The organism is Nonomuraea sp. NPDC049646 (assembly GCF_044465525.1).
Classification (GTDB): Bacteria; Actinomycetota; Actinomycetes; order Streptosporangiales; family Streptosporangiaceae; genus Nonomuraea.
In genome coordinates this window covers 131,307-146,661 of the sequence record NZ_JBITLU010000010.1, presented here as the reverse complement: position 1 = coordinate 146,661, position 15,355 = coordinate 131,307, and the positions used below count along the sequence as shown (strand labels likewise).

Below are 15,355 nucleotides of genomic sequence, written 5' to 3'. Positions count from 1 at the left end.
GTTTTGCCCAGATAACCGGTCCTGCGAGGGAGGCCGTGACCGTCAGCGGGCATGAGGACGTTCACCCGCGAGGAGGTCTGTGACCGTCAGCGTGCATGAGGGCTTCCACATGCGGAGACCGGAGCACAGGGACCGCGAGGGGCCGGCGGAGGGTGGGAGGGCAGGGGAAGGCGGCGGTCAGGGGAAGGCGTGCGGTGCGCCGGTCTGGCTGGGGATCCACCTCGGGGTGTCGTCGGCCTGGTCGCTGATCGCGGTGAGCACGGCGTGACGGTAGAGGGCCAGCTTCGACCGCCATTCCCGGATGTCCTGCACATATCGGTCGCCGACCGGCGCGTCCCAGGTCTGCGGGCTCTTGGCCAGCGCGTACGCCTTGTCCAGGGCCGTGCTGAGCTTCTCCAGCATGGGCATGACGGTGTTCCAGGCGGTGACGAGACGTTCGTAGTCGGGGTTGAACTCGTAGGCCAGCGGCTGGTTGTCCAGCGGGCCCGCGGCGGTGACGGGCGGCATCTCGTCCCTGCTCCTGGGCCTGGGGGCGGGCGGGTCGACGTACATCACACGCTCCTTCCCGACGTCCCTGGATCGACCTCACCCGATGGACCGTCCGGCCTGATGTCCCGGAGCGCCCACTCGCCCTGTTCGCCGTACTCACCGGGCGGGACGTCCACGGACGGCATGTCGAGCGGCTGGATGTCGCGGACGTTGTCGATCAACGTCCTGATCGCCTCCGGTCCGGCCGCGGACACGTCCACGGCCACAACCCCGTCCCCCTCACTCACCCACTTCGCACCGACGCCCCCGCCGTCCAAGCCCTGCACCCCACCCCCACCATGACTCCCGGCACCGTGCCCCCCGCCCCCGAAGGCCGCCGCGCCATGCCCCCCAGCGCCATAGGCAGTCGCGCCATGCCGTCCGGCATCCCCACCATCAGCCGATACGTCCCCTCCATCCGATACAGCCGCCCCTCCCCCAGGCGCCGTAGGCGGAATCCGCACCCCAGCAGAGCCATCACCCCGCCCAGCCCCACCAGCGTCTACCCCGCCGCGCCCGGCGTCCGCCGCCCCACCACTGTCTGCACCGGTCCGCCCAGCGTCTGCCGCCCCGCCATCAGCCCGCCCAGCATCCGCCGCACCACCACCGGTGCCCACATCGGCGCGCCCGTTACCCGCGCCCACATCGGCACGTCCGCCATCGCCGTACCCACCACCGACGTCACGACCACCGTTCACGGCACCGCCGTCACCACGACCAGCGTCCGCCGCGCCACCACCGGTTCCCGCGTCGGCGCGACCACCATCGGCACGACCACCGTGGGTGCCGCTGCCGGCATCACGGCTGCCGTGGGCGGTGCCCGCGTCGGTGCGGCTGTCGTTCGTGGCCTTGTCGTCGGCGCAGGCGGTGCCGTCAGTGCGGCCCGCGTCCCTGGTGCCGTCGTCGGAGCGGGCGCTATCGCTGTTCGTGCCGCCGTCGGAGCGGCCGTTGTCGGTGTTCGCGCCGCCACCTGAGCCGTCGGTGCGGCCTGTGCCGGTGTCCGTGTGGCCATGTGCGCCGTCGGCCCGGCCGGTGTCGCCGATGGGCTGGGTGCCTGTGGTGGCGTCAGGGCGGGTTGGGGTGGAGGAGGTGCCGTCGGCGTGGGTGTCGTGGGCGGTGCCCGCGTCCCTTGGGATGCCCTGGTGGGCGCCTTGGTCCCCAGTGGTGCCGCGGTAGGTGTCTCCGGTGGTGCCGGAGTGGGTGGCCGCATCGCCTTGGGTGCCGTTGTGGGAGGTCGTGTCGCCTGCGGTGCCGTAGTGGGCGCCCGTGCCTTCCGACGTGCCGTACGGGTGGCCGGTGGTGTCTGAGGAGGGTGTCGAGGGGTCGGTGCCGCCCTCTCCTGTCGGCACCGACAGCCCTTCGCCTCCGCCCGCCGTCGCCGCGGCGCCGTCGGCGTGCACGGTCGGCATGTCGGCGGGCTGCACGCTGTCGACGTTCTTGAGCAGGGATTCCAGTTGTTCGGCCGTGGGCGGGTCGATGGGGACCTGGAGGACCTTCACGCCGTCGACCACCACGACCTGGGGCTTGTGCGGGTCGTCCGGCTGGTCCTTCGCGGGGACGTCGGTCGTGCCGGTGTCGGCCTCCGCTCCCCGGTCGCGTCTGCTGTCCTGGTCGGGAGCCTTGGGGTCGTCGGCTGCCGAGGCGTCGCCGTTCCGGCCGTCTGTGCGGTCGCCGGTCCGTTCGTCGGTCCTGGTGTCGTTCCCGCTGGTCCCGGTGTCCTTGTCGGCGCCGTCGCACGCCTTCCCGTCCCGGTCGGCCCGGACGCCTTCGTCGCCGGTCTTGCCGTCGGGTTCCTTCGGCGTCGGCGGGTCCGTCGGCTTGGGGTCGTGGTCCTTCGACGCGGGCGGGTCCGTCGGCTTGGGGTCGGGGTGTTTCGGGGCGGGTGGGTCCGTGGGCTTGGTGTCGGGGGTTTTCGGGGGTGGGTCGGTGGGCTTGGGGTCGTGGTCCTTCGGGGTGGAGGGGTGGGTGGGCTTCGGGTCGGCGGGGTGCGCGGGGTCGCTGTGCTTGGGCGGGACGTCGGCGCGCGGGTTGCCGTACTTGTCGTCGCGGCTGCCCGGCGACTCCTTGGGCTCGTCGGCCGTGCCGCCGCCGCCCGTCTTCGACGTGTCGCCCAGCTTCCCGTCGGCGCGCTTCTCCAGTACGGCCAGCCGCGCGTTGACGTCCTTGACCATGTGATCGGCGGAGTCGGCCACCTGGACCGGACGGTGGGTGCTCCGCGCGGACAGCCCGGCACGGCTCAGCGCCGCCCTGACCTGGTCCTCGGCCGTGCGCAGCGCCGAGGACGCGTGCTTGACCTCGGTCAGCAGGTCACGGACCAGCTGCGGATCCATGCCGTCGAACTTGCCCATGGGCCACTCCCGGACGTGTCGCCGTTCCGGGACTCACGGTAATCGCGGCCGTGGCGTCGCCGCAGCCGGGATGCAAAGACGGTATACGTCAGTCGTCGGTGGCGACGTAGCCGATGATGCCGCGCAGCTTCTCGACGGGGATCGCGCCGCGGCGCAGCATCCGGGGCACCGCGGTGGTGAGGTCGAGGATGGTCGAGGGCGTGTTGTCGGTGGTCTTGCCGCCGTCGAGGTAGACCGCGACCGAGTCGCCGAGCTGCTCCTCGGCCTCCTCCGCCGTCGTCGCCGCGGGGGCGCCGGAGCGGTTGGCGCTGGAGACGGCCATCGGGCCGGTCTCCTTGAGCAGGTCGAGGGCGACCGGGTGGAGCGGCATGCGGACGGCGACCGTGCCCTTGGTGTCGCCCAGGTCCCAGGAAAGGGCCCTGTTGGCCCTGCAGACCAGCGTGAGCGGCCCGGGCCAGAAGGCGTCGATGAGATCCTGCCCGTAGGGCCCGAGGTCGTCCACGAGCGCTGTGGCGGCTCTGACGGTGCCCACGAGCACGGGCGGCGGCATGTCACGGCCGCGGCCCTTGGCGTCGAGCAGCGCGGTGACGGCCGGCGGCATGAACGCGTCGGCGCCGATGCCGTAGACGGTGTCGGTCGGCAGCACGACCAGCTCGCCGCGGCGCACGGCGGTGGCGGCCTCGATCAGGCCCTCGGCGCGCTGGTCGAGGTCGGAGCAGTCAAAGCGTCTTCCCACGGCGTGCATCCTAGTCCTGGCCGAGTCTGGCCGTGACGAAGCGGTCCCTTCGGGTGAGGTCCTGGCGCAGGCGGACGTCGCGCCAGCCGTTGTCCTCCGGGAAGGTCAGATAGACGGCCCTGCCCTGCTCGTCGGCGTGTTCGACGGCCACCCAGCCGCCGGGGCGCAGCAGGCGGCGGGCGGTGCGTTCGACCGCGCGCACCTCGCCGAGGCCGTCGTCGCCCGAGCCGTACAGGGCCCTTGAGGGGTCGTAGTCGCGGACCTCGGGGTCGCGCGGGATGGCGCCGGGCGGGATGTACGGCGGGTTGGAGATCACCAGGTCGACCTTGCCGTTGAGCTCGGGAAGGGCTTCGGCGAGGTCTTCCGGGTGCAGGTGCGTACGCCCCTGGCCCAGCTCGGAGATGTTGCGCTTGGCCCAGGTGTAGGCCGCGGGGTCGACCTCGACGGCGTGCACCTCGGCGAGCGCGACCTCCTGGGCGATCGACAGCGCGATGGCCCCCGAGCCGGTGCCGAGGTCGACGACGAGCGGCGCCGTCACGTCCATGGCGCGCAGGGTCTCGATCGCCCACCCGGCCATGACCTCGGTCTCCGGCCGCGGCACGAACACGCCGGGGCCGACCGCGAGCTCCAGGTAGCGGAAGTAGGCGTGGCCGGTGATGTGCTGCAGCGGCTCACGCGCCTCGCGCCGGGCGATGCCCTCCCAGAACAGCGCGTCGAAGTCGGAGTCCTTGACCGTGTGGAGCTCGCTCCTGCGCACGCCGTGGACGAACGCCGCGATCTCCTCCGCGTCGGTGCGCGGCGAAGGCACACCTGCCTCGGCGAGCCGGGCGGTGGCGAGAGCGATCTCGTCCAGCAGAAATGTCATGAGTGTTGTGCGAGCTTCTCCGCCATCTCGGCGTCGATGAGTGCCTGGGTGACGGCGTTGAGCTCGCCGTCGAGAACCTGGTCGAGGTTATACGCCTTGAAGCCTACGCGGTGGTCGGAAATCCGGTTCTCGGGAAAGTTGTACGTGCGGATGCGCTCGGAACGGTCGACCGTGCGCACCTGCGACTTGCGCTCGGCCTGCGCCGCGGCGTCGGCCTGCTCCTGGGCCACGGCCAGCAGCCGGGCACGCAGGATGCGCATCGCCGACTCCTTGTTCTGGAGCTGGCTCTTCTCGTTCTGGCAGGAGACGACCACGCCCGTGGGCAGGTGGGTGATGCGCACGGCCGAGTCGGTCGTGTTGACGCTCTGGCCACCGGGACCGCTGGAGCGGTAGACGTCGATGCGCAGGTCGTTGGGGTCGATCTGGACGTCGACCTCCTCCGCCTCCGGGTAGACCAGCACGCCCGCGGCGCTGGTGTGGATGCGGCCCTGGGACTCGGTGACGGGCACCCGCTGCACGCGGTGGACGCCGCCCTCGAACTTGAGCCTGGACCACACGCCCTCGTCGCCCTTGGCCTTGATGCCGACCGTGACGTCTTTGTAGCCGCCGAGGTCGGAGGGCTGGGTGTCGATGATCTCGGTCTTCCAGCCGAGGCGCTCGGCGTAGCGCAGGTACATCCGCAGCAGGTCGCCGGCGAACAGCGCGGACTCCTCGCCGCCCTCGCCCGCCTTGATCTCCATGATGATGTCTTTGTCATCGTTGGGGTCGCGCGGGATGAGCAGGTGCTTGAGCTTCTCCTCAAGCTGCGGGATGCGCTCCTCGATCTCGGCCGCCTCGGCCGCGAACCCCTCGTCCTCGCCGGCCAGTTCCTTGGCCGCCGTCAGGTCCTCGCGGGCCGTGTCGAGCTCGCGGTAGGTGGTGACGATCGGGGTGAGCTGGCTGTAGCGCCGGCCGAGTGTGCGGGCCTTGTTCTGGTCGGCGTGCACGGCGGGGTCGGCAAGCTGCAGCTCCAGCTCGGAATACTCCTTGAGCAACTCGTCGAGGTTCACCGTGGGTCCTTCAGTGGTTTGAATGCCGTTTCACCAACAACGCCGACCCGGCGCACGTGGTGCGGCCGGGTCGGCGTCGGTGAAGCTACTTGCCCGTGGCCTTCTTGCCGAAGCGCTTCTCGAAGCGAGCCACCCGGCCGCCGGTGTCGAGGATCTTCTGCTTGCCCGTGTAGAACGGGTGGCAGGCCGAGCACACGTCGGCGTGGATGACGCCGTTCTTCGCGGTGCTGCGGGTGGTGAACGTGTTGCCGCAGGAGCAGGAGACCTGCGTCACGTGGTAATCGGGGTGGATGTCGGGCTTCATGGCTGTCCTTTCGGGCTGCGGCCGCCGGGTCGCCTTCACGCATGGCGTGAACCGGAACCGCAAAATGGTCAGCTACCAGTGTGCCAGATCGTGCAACCTGCCCAGGCCATGGGGCATTCCCGCGATCTTCATGACGCGGCCACGCGCGCCACACTAGGCTCCCTCGCACAAACCATCACTTTTCCCACAAATGGGACTTAGCCAAAGGATCATCCAACTGATGAAGAGAAGGGTGCGGCTGCTCCTCGCGGCCGCCACGGGGGCCGCCGTTCTCCTCGGAGGCGCCGGTCTCTCGGCCACCGGCGCGTCGGCCTCGGCGTACGCGCTGGCGGACGACTTCACGGGCGACGCGTCGGCGAGCGCGTACGTCCCGCTGGAGAAGGACGTCGACGCCACCGTCACGCTCAAGCTCAAGAACCCGGACACCGTCACCGGCGTGACCGGGTCCATCGAGCCGCCCGGCAAGTCGGCCAAGACGGTCTCGTTCGACTTCACGCCGAGCACCTCCACCCCCACCTCCACCCCGACCGCCACCCCGTCGCCGGCCGCCGACAAGACGATCACCGGCAAGTGGACGATCACCAAGGACGACCCGGCGGGCGACTGGAAGCTCACCGTCAACGTCGCCCGTTCGGGCGGCGGGAGCAGCCCGAGCACCTTCACCGTCAAGGTGTCCGGCAAGCAGGGCATCTCCGGCGCGAACGTCACCCCCGACCCCGTCCAGCTCGTCAAGGGCAAGGACACCAAGGTCACGGTCGAGGCTTCGGTGAAGGACGCGGGCACGGTCTCGGCCAAGCTCGTCAGCGACACCACCAGCGAGTACTACGACCTCGGTGAGCTGGCCAAGGAGTCGGACAGCTACTACCGCGGCGTCACGTACTTCACCGACGACACCACCGAGGGCGCCTGGACGCTGGAGGTGTACGCCACCCGCGCCGGCCAGACGCTCAAGGGCGAGGCGTCCTTCTCGGTCGTCGCCCCGACCGGCGGCGCGTCCAAGAAGGCCAAGACCCGGGTGACGATCTCGGCCCCGAACAAGGTCGCCAAGGGGCGCGCGTTCAAGGTCTACGGCAAGGTCTACCGCGGGACCAAGGCGTACAAGAACAAGATCGTCGAGGTGTACTTCAAGGCCAAGGGCACCAAGACGTACAAGTTCATGGGGTACGCCAAGGCCACCTCGACCGGCAAGTACAGCAAGACCTTCAAGGCCAAGAAGGACGGCTACTTCCAGGTCAAGGTGCCCGGCACGAGCAAGACGCGCACCTCCCTGTCGCCGCAGGAGTTCGTGGACGTGAGGTAGCGGGTACGGCCCGCATCCCCAACCCCGGGTGCAGGCCGTATCAGCGACCCAGATACGTCAGGACGGCGAGAACCCGCCGATGGTCCTCGGGCGCGGGCCCGAGGGCCAGCTTGGCGAAGATGCCGGACACGTGTTTCTCCACCGCCCCTTCGGTGACGACCAGCCTGGAGGCGATCGCGGTGTTGGAGCGGCCCTCGGCCATCAGGGCCAGGACCTCGCGCTCCCGGGGGGAGAGCAGGTCCAGCGGCGCGCCCCTGCGCCTGCGGCTGAGCAGTTGCACGACGACCTCCGGATCGATCACCGTGCCGCCCGCCGCCACCTCGCGCACCGCCTCCATGAACTCGGCCACGTCGGCCACCCGCTCCTTCAGCAGGTAGCCGACGGCCTTGCCGATCAGCTCGCCCGCGTAGCGCTCCTCGACGTACTGGGACAGGACCAGGATCGGGAAGTCGGGCCTGGCCTCGCGGACCCGCAGCGCCGCCTTCAGCCCCTCGTCGGTGTGGGTGGGCGGCATGCGCACGTCGACGATCGCCAGGTCGGGCTCGTGCTCGCGGACGGCGGCCACCAGCGCGGGCCCGTCGGAGACCGCCGCGACGGTCTCGAAACCGCCGTCGGCGAGCAGCCGCGCCAGCCCCTCGCGCAACAGTACGGAATCCTCGGCGATGACCACGCGCATGTGCACATGACTACCATTCGCAGGGCAGCTCCGCACGCACGATCGTCGGCCCCCCGGCGGGGCTGTGCAGCACGAGCACGCCGTCGATGGTCGCCGCCCGGTCGGCCAGGCCCGACAGCCCGCCGTCCGGGGTGACGACGGCGCCGCCGATGCCGTTGTCCCACACGTCCACGACCACGCCGCGCTCGCCCCCGAACACCGCCACCGACGCCTCCGTCGCGCCCGAGTGCTTGGCGAGGTTGGCCAGGGCCTCGGCGACGATGAAGTACGCGATGCTCTCCACCGCGGCCGGCGGCCGTTCGGTCAGTTCGACGGAGACGTCCACGTGCACCGGGGCCCGCGCGGCCAGCCCCGACAGCGCCGCGTCGAGCCCGCGGTCGGTGAGGATGGCCGGGTGGATGCCGCGGGCCAGGTCGCGCAGCTCGGCGATGGCCGCCTTGGTGCCCGCGTGCGCCTGCACGATCAGCGCCCTGGCCTCCTCCGGCTCGGTGTCGAACTTGGCCCGCGCCCGTCCGAGGTCCACCGCCACCGACAGCAGCCGCTGCTGCGCGCCGTCGTGCAGGTCGCGCTCGATCCTGCGGCGTTCGGCCTCGGCCGCGTCGATCCCCCTGGCCCGGCTGGCCCGCAGCCGCTCCTCCTCGCTGCCGCCGAGCAGCACTGTGGCCAGGGTGCCGTGCAGCCAGGCCATGCCCCGTACGAGATAGGCCGTCACGACGAGCAGCGCCACGCCCGCCGCACCCGCGACCAGCGCGCCCGCCCAGTCGTCGATGATCAGGCCGGTGCGGCCGTCGCTCAGGACGTACAGGACGCGGGCCAGGGGCGCGAGGAGCAGCGTCGCCGTCGCCGTCCACAGGGCGAGCGACAGCGCGGACTCGACCAGGCCCAGCGGGAGGAGCATGAGGAGGTAGCCGAGGTCCTGCCAGGTGGCCTTGTCGCCCAGCAGCCAGGTGAGGTGCGACAGCAGCCCGCCCTCGGGCCTGCCGCGGTACGGGTCGGCGATCCGCACCCCGAACGCCGCCCCCATCAGCCGCCGCTCCAGCATGGCCCCGCCGCGCCACATCAGCACGGTCGCCATCGTCAGCGGCAGCCCCACCCAGACCACCACCAGCGGCACCGCCACCGTCGTGGCCAGGGCCACCACGACGAACCAGGCCATCCCGAACACCGCGCTGACCAGCAGGTACGGAGCCGCCCGCCAGGTCATCGGGTCCACCAGCACCCCTAACGGCCCCTTCGGCCCGAACCGCACCCTGTCCTTCAGCCTCACCGATCGCATGCCCCCAGCCTGCCCGGCGGCGCGGACGGGGTGAATGGAGCAGACGTCCGGTCCGCGGGTGGGGTTAACCCCACCCCGCCCCGCGACCTGCCCGAGCACGCGAAAGGGGCGGCGGGAGAACCTCCCCGCCGCCCCTCAAGGCGCGTGGCCGCTAGTCGCGGTCGTTGCTCACCGTGGTCTTCTGCACCTGCAGCAGGAACTCGGCGTTGGACTTGGTCTCCTTCATCTTCTCCAGGAGAAGTTCCAGAGCCTGCTGCATGTCCAGGGCGTGCAGCACCCGCCGCAGCTTCCAGACGATCTGCAGCTCCTCCTTGGCCATGAGGATCTCTTCCTTGCGCGTGCCGGACGCGTCGACGTCGACCGCGGGGAAGATGCGCTTGTCGGCCAGGGAGCGGTTGAGCTTGAGCTCCATGTTGCCGGTGCCCTTGAACTCCTCGAAGATGACCTCGTCCATCTTGGACCCGGTCTCGACCAGGGCCGTGGCGAGGATCGTCAGCGAGCCGCCGTTCTCGATGTTGCGCGCGGCGCCGAAGAAGCGCTTCGGCGGGTAGAGCGCCGTGGAGTCGACACCACCCGACAGGATACGACCGGAGGCCGGGGCCGCCAGGTTGTAGGCGCGGCCGAGTCGCGTGATCGAGTCGAGCAGGACGACCACGTCGTGGCCCAGCTCCACCAGGCGCTTGGCGCGCTCGATGGCCAGCTCGGCGACCGTGGTGTGGTCTTCGGCCGGACGGTCGAAGGTCGAGTGGATGACCTCGCCCTTGACCGACCGCTGCATGTCGGTGACCTCTTCGGGACGCTCGTCCACGAGGACGACCATCAGGTGGCACTCGGGGTTGTTGCGGGTGATCGCGTTGGCGATCGCCTGCAGCACCATCGTCTTGCCGGCCTTGGGCGGCGAGACGATCAGACCGCGCTGGCCCTTGCCGATCGGCGACACGAGGTCGATGATCCGCGTGGTGAGGATGTTGTGCTCGGTCTCCAGGCGCAGGCGCTCCTGCGGGTAGAGCGGCGTCAGCTTGTTGAAGTCGGGCCGGTTGCGGGCCTGCTCCGGGTCCATGCCGTTGACGGTGTCGAGGCGGACCAGGGCGTTGAACTTCTCGCGGCGCTCGCCGTCGCGCGGCTGGCGCACCGCGCCGGTGATGACGTCGCCCTTGCGCAGGCCGTTGCGGCGGATCTGGGCCAGCGAGACGTAGACGTCGTTGCTGCCCGGCAGGTAGCCGCTGGTCCTGACGAACGCGTAGTTGTCGAGGATGTCGAGGATGCCGGCGATCGGGATGAGCACGTCGTCGTCGCCGATGACGGGCTCGGTGCTGTCGAAGCGGTCACGGCCGCGGCCGCGGTTGCGCTCCCTGAAGCGGCCCCTGCGGCCACGCCCGCGGTCGTCGTCGTCGCCGCCGCCACGCTGGTCACCGCGCTGGTCGCCGCCGCGCTGGTCACCGCCACGCTGGTCGCCACGCTGGTCACTGCGCTGGTCGCCGCGCTGGTCGCCCCTGCCGCCGGCGTCCGTGGCGCGCTGGTCGCCGCGGCTGCTCTCGGCACGGCCGCCCTCACCGCGGTCGGCACGGTCGGCACGGTCGCCACGCTCACCGCGGTCGCTGCGCTCACCGCGCTCGCCGCGGTCGCTGCGCTCGCCACGCTCACGGCGCTCGCCGCGGCTGCGCCGCTCGCGACGGCTCTCGCGCTCGCCCCGCGTGTCGGCCTGACCGGCGTCCACGACCTGGGCCTGCTGCTCGACGGCCGGCTCGGCCGGCGCGGCCACGGGCTCGGGGGCCGCGGCCACCGGCTCGGCGGCCTGCGGCGCAGCCTCGTCGGCGGGCTTGGTGCGGGAACGTTCCCTGCGCGTACGGGTGGGCCGCTCGGCCACGGGAGGCGCGGCCTCCGTCAGGACGGGCGCCGCCTCAACCACGGCTGCCGCCGGAGCGCCGTCTCCGGAGGCGCCACCCTGCTTCTCCTGGATGGCCGCGATGAGCTGGCTCTTCCGCATGCGCCCGGTGCCGCTGATGCCGAGCTCAGCGGCCATCTTCTGCAGCTCGGGCAGCACCTTGGCGGACAGGCCGGTGCCGGAGCGACGCGCACGAGGCTTGGCCGCGGCGCGGGTGGGGGTGTCGCCGGACGCGGGCTGAGCGCCTGGTGCGTCGGAGAGGAGTTCGGTGGTGTCGCTCAACTAAAAGGTCCTTCCCAGGGGTCGGGCGCCGGTTTTGTTCTGCCGGGCGTCCCGGAGGTGCTTGCGACCCGGCGGGACAGACCGGGTCGGGGTGCACGTTGCGATCTTCGGCTGTCGCGGACGGCCGCCACTCTTGGGGAGGGGTTCGTCCAGGCCGCCACAGGACCGTGGCGCGTGGCTGACACCCCCCAGATTGCTGTCGCCAACCAGATGTCGATGTGCGTCGAACGCGCAGGTCCCCGTCGTCGCCGCCTCACGTTGGGCCAACCGGGTGTGGGCCAACCGGAGGCAACGGATTCCGGGGAGACAGCCGCGCTGCTCACGCCTCGCGACGTGAAGCATGATGCAGCGATGTATGGCTGACAAGCACGCACCCACCAAGGGGGCATCTGGTGCGGCTATCAGCCTAACATCACCAGCGCACACGGCTATTCCCTGAAGGTCTAAAGAGGCATCAGCGTGTCTCGGGGAACTGAACGTTCGCACCAACCGGGTCGACGTCCATTTGCTGGATGTGCCAGTCATTACCCACTTCTGGCGCGATCAAATCCTGCGTATCCGGTGACGAAAACGCAAGAACCGTGGGACCCGCCCCCGAAACGACCGCGGGCACGCCGACGGCACGCAGACGTTCTACCAGACGCGCGCTCTCCGGCATGGCAGGCGCGCGATAAGGCTGGTGGAGACGGTCTTCGGTGGCGGCGAGCAGCAGCTCTGGTTCCGGCCGCGAGGTCAGCGCGGCGATCAGCAACGCGGCCCTGCCGGCGTTGAAGGAGGCGTCCTTGTGGGGCACGTCCTTCGGCAACAGCCCCCGAGCGGTCTCCGTGGCCAGCCGCGTCGAAGGAACGACGGCGACCGGACGGACCCTCTCGTCGGGGGCCAGCTTCACCATACGCGGTGCTCCCGCATGGTCGGTCCAGGCCACCGTCAGGCCCCCCACCAGGCACGGAGCGACGTTGTCCGGGTGGCCCTCCATCTCGGTGGCCAGCGCGAAGACCTCGTCGTCGGACAGGCCGCCGTCGCTCAGCGCGCGGGCGGCCAGGATGCCGGCGCAGACCGCGGCCGAGGACGAGCCCAGGCCGCGGGCGTGCGGGATGCGGTTGACGCAGCGCAGGACGATGCCCGCGGGCTGCGGCGCCCCCATGCGGGCGTACGCCTCGCGCATCGCCCGGACGACGAGGTGCCCCTCGCCGAGGTCGACCTCGCCGGCGCCCTCGCCCTCCACGCTCACGCGCACGCCGGGCTCGGCGGTGAGCGTGGCCTCCACGTCGTCGTAGAGGGTGAGCGCCAGGCCGAGCGCGTCGAAGCCCGGCCCCAGGTTGGCCGACGTGGCAGGCACGCGGATTCGCACCGTCGTCATGGGTTCACCACGGTTCCCTCGTCGTTCACTGACTCCCCGTAGACCTCTCAGGCGAGGTTGAGCGCCGCGGCCGCGGCGTGCACGTCGATCGGGATGACCACCGGGGCGGGCGCGCCCGAGATGGCCCAGTCGGGGTCCTTCAGGCCGTTGCCGGTGACGGTGCAGACGATGCGCTGCCCGGCCTCCACGAGCCCCTGGGAGTGCGCCTGGAGCAGCCCCGCGACGCTCGCCGCCGAGGCCAGCTCCACGAACACGCCCTCCTCCTGGGCCAGCAGCTTGTACGCCGCCGCGATCTGCCGGTCGGTCACCGCCTGGATGACGCCGCCGGACTCGTCGCGGGCCGCGGTGGCCAGGCCCCAGGACGCCGGGTTGCCGATGCGGATGGCGGTGGCGATCGTGTGGGGGTGGGTCACCGGGGCGCCCTCGACGATCGGCGCGGCGCCGCTGGCCTGGAAGCCGAACATGCGCGGGCGCTTCGTCGAGACGCCGTCGTCGGCGTACTCCTGGTAGCCCATCCAGTAGGCCGAGATGTTGCCCGCGTTGCCCACCGGGATGCAGTGGATGTCGGGGGCGTCGCCGAGCGCGTCGACGATCTCGAACGCCGCCGTCTTCTGGCCCTGCAGCCGGAACGGGTTGACCGAGTTGACCAGCGCGATCGGGTAGCTGGAGGACAGCTTGCGGGTCATCTCCAGGCAGTCGTCGAACGACCCCTCGACCTGCAGCAGCGTGGCCCCGTGGACGAGCGCCTGCGCCAGCTTGCCCATCGCGATCTTGCCCTTCGGCACCAGCACGGCGCAGGTCAGCCCCGCGCGTACGGCGTAGGCCGCCGCGGAGGCCGAGGTGTTGCCGGTGGAGGCGCAGATGACCGCCTTGGCGCCCTCTTCGACCGCCTTGCTGATGGCCATGGTCATGCCGCGGTCCTTGAAGCTGCCGGTCGGGTTCGCCCCCTCGACCTTCAGATAGACCTCGCATCCCGTCAGCGCCGACACGCGGTGCGCCGGGACGAGCGGGGTGCCGCCTTCGAGGAGCGTGACGACGGGCGTCTTCGTGGTGACCGGAAGACGCTCTCGGTACTCCTCGATGAGGCCACGCCACGACCTGCCCATGATGACTCCCTACCTGCGGTGTTGGCCACCGAGTGTACGGGGTGCGCGGCGCGGGCGCGGAGCCGAGTCCACTGGGTGGACAGGAGGTTGGACAGCATCACTATTCAGGAAATTCTCAGCATCTCCCGATAAGGTCTCGGCAGGGGGTCACCATGAACGCGCGTCCTGCTTTGAGGCAGAACGACTATTCACCAGTAGTGCCGCCGGAGCTCGGGGCCTGGTCGCCGGAGCTGTCCGTGAGCGTGGTGATACCGGCGCACGGCGGGCAGGACAAACTCGACCTGACGCTGGCCGCGCTGGCCGCGCAGACGTACCCGGACCATCTCATGGAGGTCCTGGTCGTCGACGACGGGAGCGCGCCGCCCGTCCGGCTGCCGGAGATCCGGCCGGTCAACACCAGGATCGTCCCGGTACGCGACGGCTGGGGCATCTCCAACGCGGTCAACACCGGCGCCAAGGCCGCCGACGGGGAGATCATCCAGCGGCTCGACGCCGACATGGTCGCCTGCCGCGAGCACATCGAGGCCCTGGCCCGCTGGCATCACGTGACCGACTACCTGGTCACGATCGGGATGAAGAAGTTCGTCGAGGCGCCGCCGGTCACCGCGCGGGAGGTCTTCCGCGCCGAGCGCCTGGAGGAGGTGTTCGACCTGGCCGGGGCCGTGTCGAGCTCGACCGAGGCGACGATCGACAAGACCGACGGGCTGCGCGGCAGCCGCAACCCGTACCACGTGTGCACCGGGCCGACCTTCGCCCTCCCCCGCGAGGTCTTCGACGCCGTGGGCGGGCTCGACCCGACCGTGGTGCGCGGCGAGGACACCGAGTTCTCCTACCGGCTGGCCATGCACGGCGTGGTGTTCGTGCCCGACCGGGCCGCCCAGGCCGTGCACCTCGGGCTGCCGGCGCAGCACCGCGACCGGGAGCGGGCCGTGCGGGCGGTGGAGCCGTACCTGGCGCACCGGATCCCGCTCCGCCGGGACCTGCGCAAGGACCGGGGCCGGCGGTGGCTGGTGCCGTACGTGGAGATCGTGCTGGACGTCACCGACACCTCCGAGTCGGTGGTGCGGCGGGCGGTGGCGGCGGCCCTGGACGGCAAGCTCCAGGACGTCGTGCTGACGCTGGTGGGCCCCTGGTCCCGGCTCGACGACGGGCGGCGCGCGGTGCTGTCGGACCCGTGCTTCGAGCTGCGGCTCATGCGCGACCTGTTCGCGCACGACGAACGCATCCGGCTCATCGACGAGGCCGCCCCCACGCCCGCGCCCACGCCGTTCCGCTACCGGGGGCCGGTGGACGTGCCGCTGCACCGGGCGACGCTGGAGCGCATGATCGAGTCGGTGCAGAAGGACCTGACGGGGGTGCTCGTCGTCGACCTGCCCGACGGGCGCACGGCCCGGCTCGAACGCACCTCGGCGCTGGGCAGGGCGCTGCTGCTCGCCGGTCCAGGCGCCGACCTCGACGAGGTCATCGACACCACGCACGGCGTACGGCACGAGCCGCCGGACCGCTACTGGCCCGCGCCGCCGCAGCCGGAGCCGGTCACCATCCCCGCGACGGTCGCGGTCCCGGCCGAGTCCGCCGAGAACACCCTGTTCAGGCGGCTGAAGTCGGCCCTGCGCCCGAACTGACCGCCGCCGGCGGGC

At 71.2% G+C, this 15,355-nt stretch carries 13 protein-coding genes; 2 read left to right on the top strand and 11 right to left on the bottom strand.

The genetic code is table 11. The annotated features are described in order from the left end of the window. Nucleotides 1-177: 177 nt before the first annotated feature. From ACIBQ8_RS29125 to rpmE, 6 genes are all read right to left on the bottom strand, one after another. Nucleotides 178-552: a hypothetical protein gene (locus tag ACIBQ8_RS29125; RefSeq protein ID WP_352349993.1), complete on the bottom strand. Its 375-nt coding sequence runs from the start codon at nucleotides 550-552 to the stop codon at nucleotides 178-180. After that, nucleotides 552-2,876: a hypothetical protein gene (locus ACIBQ8_RS29120; RefSeq protein ID WP_397193455.1), complete on the bottom strand. Its 2,325-nt coding sequence runs from the start codon at nucleotides 2,874-2,876 to the stop codon at nucleotides 552-554. The genes ACIBQ8_RS29125 and ACIBQ8_RS29120 overlap by 1 nt, the downstream gene beginning before the upstream one ends. Nucleotides 2,877-2,964: 88 nt before the next feature. Further along, entirely contained in the window at nucleotides 2,965-3,621 is a 657-nt protein-coding gene (locus tag ACIBQ8_RS29115) for an L-threonylcarbamoyladenylate synthase (RefSeq protein WP_357971048.1), read from the bottom strand. Nucleotide 3,622: 1 nt separating this feature from the next. Beyond that, nucleotides 3,623-4,477, bottom strand: coding sequence for a peptide chain release factor N(5)-glutamine methyltransferase (gene prmC / locus ACIBQ8_RS29110; protein ID WP_352320399.1), 855 nt, complete (start codon nucleotides 4,475-4,477; stop codon nucleotides 3,623-3,625). Next, entirely contained in the window at nucleotides 4,474-5,526 is a 1,053-nt protein-coding gene (gene prfA, locus ACIBQ8_RS29105) for a peptide chain release factor 1 (protein WP_397169685.1), read from the bottom strand. The genes prmC and prfA overlap by 4 nt, the downstream gene beginning before the upstream one ends. Before the next feature lie 85 nt (nucleotides 5,527-5,611). After that, entirely contained in the window at nucleotides 5,612-5,830 is a 219-nt protein-coding gene (rpmE, locus tag ACIBQ8_RS29100; protein ID WP_352320396.1) for a 50S ribosomal protein L31, read from the bottom strand. A gap of 220 nt (nucleotides 5,831-6,050) precedes the next feature. Between rpmE and ACIBQ8_RS29095 the strand changes: the two genes are divergently transcribed. Further along, entirely contained in the window at nucleotides 6,051-7,130 is a 1,080-nt protein-coding gene (locus ACIBQ8_RS29095; RefSeq protein WP_397169687.1) for a hypothetical protein, read from the top strand. 40 nt (nucleotides 7,131-7,170) lie between these two features. Here ACIBQ8_RS29095 and ACIBQ8_RS29090 read toward each other — a convergent pair whose 3' ends face one another. From ACIBQ8_RS29090 to thrC, 5 genes are all read right to left on the bottom strand, one after another. Continuing rightward, nucleotides 7,171-7,806, bottom strand: a complete 636-nt coding sequence (locus ACIBQ8_RS29090) for a response regulator (RefSeq protein WP_397169689.1) — start codon at nucleotides 7,804-7,806, stop codon at nucleotides 7,171-7,173. A 10-nt stretch (nucleotides 7,807-7,816) separates the two neighbouring features. Continuing rightward, the gene (locus ACIBQ8_RS29085; protein WP_397193454.1) at nucleotides 7,817-9,082 is read right to left on the bottom strand and encodes a sensor histidine kinase; all 1,266 of its coding nucleotides are present in this window, start codon (nucleotides 9,080-9,082) and stop codon (nucleotides 7,817-7,819) included. Nucleotides 9,083-9,233: 151 nt separating this feature from the next. Beyond that, nucleotides 9,234-11,249, bottom strand: a complete 2,016-nt coding sequence (gene rho / locus ACIBQ8_RS29080) for a transcription termination factor Rho (protein WP_397193453.1) — start codon at nucleotides 11,247-11,249, stop codon at nucleotides 9,234-9,236. 454 nt (nucleotides 11,250-11,703) lie between these two features. Next, nucleotides 11,704-12,609, bottom strand: coding sequence for a homoserine kinase (gene thrB, locus ACIBQ8_RS29075; protein WP_397193452.1), 906 nt, complete (start codon nucleotides 12,607-12,609; stop codon nucleotides 11,704-11,706). Nucleotides 12,610-12,656: 47 nt separating this feature from the next. Next, complete coding sequence (gene thrC / locus ACIBQ8_RS29070) at nucleotides 12,657-13,715, bottom strand: threonine synthase (RefSeq protein WP_397169695.1); 1,059 nt, start codon at nucleotides 13,713-13,715, stop codon at nucleotides 12,657-12,659. Between the two features lie 236 nt (nucleotides 13,716-13,951). Here thrC and ACIBQ8_RS29065 point away from each other — a divergent pair, with 236 nt between their 5' ends. After that, nucleotides 13,952-15,340: a glycosyltransferase gene (locus tag ACIBQ8_RS29065; RefSeq protein ID WP_397193451.1), complete on the top strand. Its 1,389-nt coding sequence runs from the start codon at nucleotides 13,952-13,954 to the stop codon at nucleotides 15,338-15,340. Nucleotides 15,341-15,355 lie beyond the last annotated feature (15 nt).

Excerpts from the sequence above, each read along its gene's own strand:
- thrC (WP_397169695.1), bottom strand. The coding sequence starts at position 13,715 with ATGGGCAGGTCGTGGCGTGGCCTCATCGAGGAGTACCGAGAGCGTCTT.
- ACIBQ8_RS29095 (WP_397169687.1), top strand. The coding sequence starts at position 6,051 with ATGAAGAGAAGGGTGCGGCTGCTCCTCGCGGCCGCCACGGGGGCCGCC.
- ACIBQ8_RS29090 (WP_397169689.1), bottom strand. The coding sequence starts at position 7,806 with ATGCGCGTGGTCATCGCCGAGGATTCCGTACTGTTGCGCGAGGGGCTG.
- thrB (WP_397193452.1), bottom strand. The coding sequence starts at position 12,609 with ATGACGACGGTGCGAATCCGCGTGCCTGCCACGTCGGCCAACCTGGGG.
- ACIBQ8_RS29125 (WP_352349993.1), bottom strand. The coding sequence starts at position 552 with ATGTACGTCGACCCGCCCGCCCCCAGGCCCAGGAGCAGGGACGAGATG.
- ACIBQ8_RS29120 (WP_397193455.1), bottom strand. The coding sequence starts at position 2,876 with ATGGGCAAGTTCGACGGCATGGATCCGCAGCTGGTCCGTGACCTGCTG.
- rpmE (WP_352320396.1), bottom strand. The coding sequence starts at position 5,830 with ATGAAGCCCGACATCCACCCCGATTACCACGTGACGCAGGTCTCCTGC.
- ACIBQ8_RS29115 (WP_357971048.1), bottom strand. The coding sequence starts at position 3,621 with ATGCACGCCGTGGGAAGACGCTTTGACTGCTCCGACCTCGACCAGCGC.
- ACIBQ8_RS29085 (WP_397193454.1), bottom strand. The coding sequence starts at position 9,082 with ATGCGATCGGTGAGGCTGAAGGACAGGGTGCGGTTCGGGCCGAAGGGG.
- prmC (WP_352320399.1), bottom strand. The coding sequence starts at position 4,477 with ATGACATTTCTGCTGGACGAGATCGCTCTCGCCACCGCCCGGCTCGCC.